The sequence below is a fragment of the Phytohabitans kaempferiae genome, from assembly GCF_042433955.1.
Lineage (GTDB): Bacteria > Actinomycetota > Actinomycetes > Mycobacteriales > Micromonosporaceae > Phytohabitans > Phytohabitans kaempferiae.
Map to the genome: position 1 here is coordinate 1 of NZ_JBHLUH010000034.1, position 4177 is coordinate 4177.

Here is a 4177-nt window from a genome sequence, read left to right on the forward strand (position 1 = left end):
CAACAACCGCTGCTGCGGATCCATCGACAACGCCTCACGCGGACTGATCCGGAAGAACTCTGGATCAAACGCGCCGGCGTCGTCGAGGAAGCCCCCCTCACGTACGTAGCTTTTGCCATCCCGGTCGGGGTCGGGGTCGTACAACGCTTCGACGTCCCAGCCGCGATCGGTCGGAAACGTCCCGATCGCGTCGACACCGCCGTCGACCAGGTCCCACAACGATTCGGGCGAAGAGACGCCACCTGGGTAGCGGCAGGCCATACCGACGATCGCGATCGGGTCGCCGTTGTGCATGGGCTCGGCCGTGGCTGGGGGCATGCGGTCGGGGCGAGCCGGTTCGGTGCCGGCCAGTTCGGTGTCGAGGTGCCGGGCCACCGCGGTCGGCGTCGGATAGTCGAAGATCAGGGTGGCTGGCAGCCGGACTCCGGTGGCCGCGCTGAGCCTGTTGCGGAGTTCGAGCGCTGACAGCGAGTCGAATCCGAACTCGTCGAACGGCCGGTCGGGCGCGACTGACTCGCCGGTCGAATGGCCGAGCACCATCGCGACGTGCGCGCGCACCAGGTCCAGCAGGAGCCGGTCGCGGTCCGCCTTGGTCATGGCGGCGACCCGTTCGCCGAGCGACACGGAGCCGCCGCTGGCGATCGCGTTTCGCCGGGTCGACGGACGGACCAGCCCGCGCAGGATCGTGGGTACCTGGTCGGCCGGTGGCAGCTTCGCTAGCTCCAACCGGATCGGGGACAGCACCGCACGGTCGGTGCCGAGCGCGCTGTCGAGCAGCGCGAGGCCGTCCTCCGCCGCGAGTTCACCGATTCCGGCCTGGCTCAGTCGCCGGGCGTCGACATCGCCGAGCCGCGCCGTCATGCCGCCGGTGCGATCCCACGGCCCCCAGGCGAGCGACACCGCCGGCAGGCCGAGGCCGTGCCGGTGCTGGGCCAAGGCGTCCAGGAAGGTGTTGGCCGCCGCGTAGTTGCCCTGCCCCGCCGCACCGAACGTCCCCGCCGCCGAGGAGAACATTACGAACGCGGCAAGGTCGTGCCCCTGGGTCAGCTCGTGCAGGTGCCAGGCGGCGTCCACCTTCGGGCGCAGCACCGCGTCCAGCCGTTGCTGGGTCAGCCCGGTGACGACCGTGTCGTCAAGCACGCCGGCGGCGTGCACGACGATGGTGAGCGGGTGTTCGGGCGCAATCCGCCCGCACGCGTCCGCCAGTACGCTCCGGTCGGCGACGTCGCCGGGCACCACCGAAACGGTCGCGCCCAGCCCGACCAGCTCGTCGACCAGGTCGCCGGCGCCTGGAGCGGCGATGCCTCGGCGGCTGACCAGAACGAGGTGCCGTATGCCGTGCGCGGTCACAAGGTGGCGGGCGACGAGCGCGCCGAGGCCGCCGGTGCCCCCGGTGATCAGGGCGGTCCCCGCGCTCCCCGGTGCTGGCTTGTCCGTCGCCGGGTCGGCTGGCGTCCGGACGAGCTGAGGAACGAGCATGTGCCCGGCCCGCAGCGCGAACTCGGGTTCGCCCGACGTCAGCGCCGCCGGCAGCGCAGCGCGCGAACTCTCCGTGCCGTCGAGGTCGACGAGGACCAGCCGGCCGGGATGCTCGGCCTGCGCGGCGCGCACCAGGCCCAGGAGCGGTGCGTGGGCGAGGTTCACGTCGTCGTCGTTGGAGGTGACGGCGGCTCTGCTCGTCACGACGGCGAGGCGTGCTGCCCCGTCGCGCTCCGCTGCGAGCCATTCCTGCAGCCGGCCGAGCAGCCACGCCAACGCTTCCCGTGCCGCGGCCGGCGGCTCGGCATCCGCATCGGACGGTACGAGTAGGAGGTGCGGGTCGGTTTCTCCGGCGTCGTGCACAGTCGGCAGCGCTGCGGGTGACCACACCACGTGGTACATGGATTCGCGCGGGGCCTGGGCGGACGATGCCGCTCGGAGCAGGAGCGAGTCGACGGAGGCGACCGGTGCACCTGTGTCGTCGGCCAGCTCGATCGAGATCGCGTCGGTGCCAGTCCGCCGCATCCGCACCCGTAGCGCGGACAGTCCGCTCCCCCAGCGGCTGACCTCGGTCCACGCGAACGGGACGCGGAGCTCGTCGGTCCCGAAGCCGCCGGCGATGCCGGCCACGTGCAATGCGGAGTCGAGGAGCGCGGGGTGCAGCCCGTAGTTGGTGGCATCGGTGGTGGCGGTGTCGGGGAGAGCGATTTCGGCGTACAGGTCGCCGTCATGCTGCCAGGCGCGGCGCAGGTTCTGGAAGGTGGGGCCGTAGTGGTAGCCCTGGGCGGCCAGGTCCGGGTAGGTGGCGGCCACCTCGACGGGGGTCGCCTCGGGCGGCGGCCAATGACTCAACTCGAACGCCGGGGCGTGACCGGTACGGGCGAGAGTGCCGGTGGCATGGTGGATCCACCCGGCGTCAGGGTCGGCGTCGCCGTGCCGTGAGTGGATGGTGATGCCGCGCTGGCCGCTCTGGTCGGGCGTGGTGACGCTCACCTGGAGCTTGACAGTGGTCCGTTGCGGGAGGGCGAGCGGTGTGTGAAGGGTGAGTTCGGCGAGGTGTGGGCAGCCGGCCTGGGCGCCCGCGTACAGCGCCAGTTCGACGAACCCGGTGCCTGGGAAGAGCACCTGGTCACCGATCACGTGGTCGGCGAGCCACGGGTGGGTGCCCACCGACACCCGTCCGGTGAGCAGCATGCCGTCGTTTCCGGCGAGCTCGACCGCCGGGCCGACCAGCGGGTGCTCCTCCATGCCGGGTAGGGCCGAGCCGCTCGCTTCCAGCCAGTAGCGCTGGGTTTGGAAGGCGTACGTGGGCAGCGGGATGTGCCGGGCGGAATGACCGGCGTACACAGCCGTCCAGTCAACAGATGCGCCATGCACGTGCAGCCGGGCCAAAGCGGTCACAGCGGAATGCGGCTCGGGCCGGTCCTTGCGCAACACCGGCACCAGAACAGCGTCCTGGCCCAGACACTCCCCCGCCAAAGCAGTCAACGTGGCATCCGGACCAACCTCGACGAACCGGGTCACGCCCAGCCCAGCGAGAGTAGCCACCCCGTCGGCGAACCGGACCGGCTCACGCACCTGACGCACCCAATACCCCGGGTCACACAACACCTCAGGCGCGGCAACCCGACCAGTCAGATTCGACACCACCGAAATCGTCGGTGCGGCATAGGACAACGACTCGGCCACCCGGGCGAACTCGGCAAGCATCGGCTCCATCCGCACCGAATGAAACGCATGCGAGACTGGCAACCGCTTCACCCGCCGACCCAGACCGGCGAAATGGGCCTCGACCGCGGCGACCGGCCCCTCGTCACCAGAGACCACCACCGACCCAGGGCTGTTCACCGCCGCGACATCCACACCCGAACTCAGCAGCCCACGAACTTCCGCCTCGGACGCCTGGACCGCGGCCATCACACCACCGGACGGCAGAGCCTGCATCAACCTCGCCCGAGCCGCCACCAAACGACACGCATCCGGCAACGACCACACACCGGCCACATGAGCCGCCGCCAACTCACCAACCGAATGCCCCAACAAAAGATCAGGGACCACACCCCAGGACTCCAACAACCGGAACAACGCCACCTCAACCGCGAACAACGCCGGCTGCGCCCAACCAGTCAGATCCAACAGCCCGCCCGAACCGTCGGCGATCACCTCACGCAACGGGCGATCCAGATGCGGGTCAAGCTCGACACACACCGCGTCGAACGCCTCCGCGAAGACCGGGAACGCCTCCAGCAGCCCTGAGCCCATGCTCAGCCGCTGCGCGCCCTGACCGGCGAACAAGAACGCCGTCAAACCACCACCAGCGGTGCCCTGAACGGCACCAGGCTCCCCGTCGACAAGCGCGGCCAACCCACGCAACAACTCGTCACGGTCAGAGCCGACCACCACCGCGCGATGCCGGAACACCGACCGCGACCTGACCAAAGCTGAACCCACATCCACCGGATCCAGCTCGCCACGCCCAGCAACGAACTCCAACAACCGAGCGGCCTGCGCCCGCAACGCCGGCCCAGAAACACCAGACACCGGCCACGCCACCACACCAGGCAGCGACGACACCACCGGCTCCGCCGACGCCAAGGGCTCTACAGGCTCCGGCGCCTCCTCCACGATCACATGAGCGTTCGTCCCGCTCAAACCGAACGACGACACCCCCGCCCGCCGCACCCCACCAGCCGGCCGA

The 4177-nt window shown here is 70.3% G+C and carries 1 protein-coding gene; it reads right to left on the reverse strand.

Annotated elements, in window-relative coordinates; genetic code table 11:
* The coding region (locus tag ACFFIA_RS17375; protein ID WP_377252170.1) for a type I polyketide synthase at window positions 1-3786 on the reverse strand (3786 nt) is incomplete at its 3' end.
* Between the last annotated feature and the right edge of the window lie 391 nt (window positions 3787-4177).